Consider the following 692-nt stretch of genomic DNA (forward strand, 5'->3'; position numbering starts at 1 on the left):
GCCATCGCCTCGATGGTGGTGCGCACGACGTTGTTGTACGGGTCCTGCTCGGTCAGCGACCAACCGGAAGTCTGGCAGTGCGTGCGCAGCATCAGGCTCTTGGGGTTCTTCGGCTCGAACTCCTTCATGATCCGGCACCACAAGAGGCGCGCGGCGCGCATCTTGGCCACTTCCAGGTAGAAGTTCATGCCGATGGCCCAGAAGAAGCTCAGGCGGCCGGCGAACACGTCGACGTCCAGGCCCTTGGCCAGCGCGGTCTTCACGTACTCCTTGCCGTCGGCCAGCGTGAAGGCCAGTTCCAGCGCCTGGTTGGCGCCGGCTTCCTGCATGTGGTAGCCGCTGATCGAGATCGAGTTGAACTTGGGCATCTTGTGCGCCGTGTACTCGATGATGTCGCCGATGATGCGCATGCTCGGCGCGGGCGGGAAGATATACGTGTTGCGGACCATGAACTCCTTGAGGATGTCGTTCTGGATGGTTCCGCTCAACTGGTCCTGTGCCACGCCCTGCTCTTCGGCCGCGACCACGTAGCCGGCCAGCACCGGCAGCACGGCGCCGTTCATGGTCATGGACACGCTCACCTTGTCCAGCGGGATCTGGTCGAACAGGATCTTCATGTCCTCGACCGAGTCGATCGCCACGCCGGCCTTGCCGACGTCGCCGGTCACGCGCGGATGGTCGCTGTCGTAGCC

Annotated in this window: 1 protein-coding gene; it reads right to left on the bottom strand. The window is 63.6% G+C overall.

All coding sequences use genetic code 11. The annotated features are described in order from the left end of the window. Nucleotides 1-692 (bottom strand): methylmalonyl-CoA mutase family protein (locus HB681_RS37675; RefSeq protein ID WP_256735275.1); only part of this gene is annotated, 692 nt, incomplete at both ends.

Source organism: Variovorax sp. dw_954 (assembly GCF_018449755.1).
Lineage (GTDB): Bacteria > Pseudomonadota > Gammaproteobacteria > Burkholderiales > Burkholderiaceae_C > Variovorax.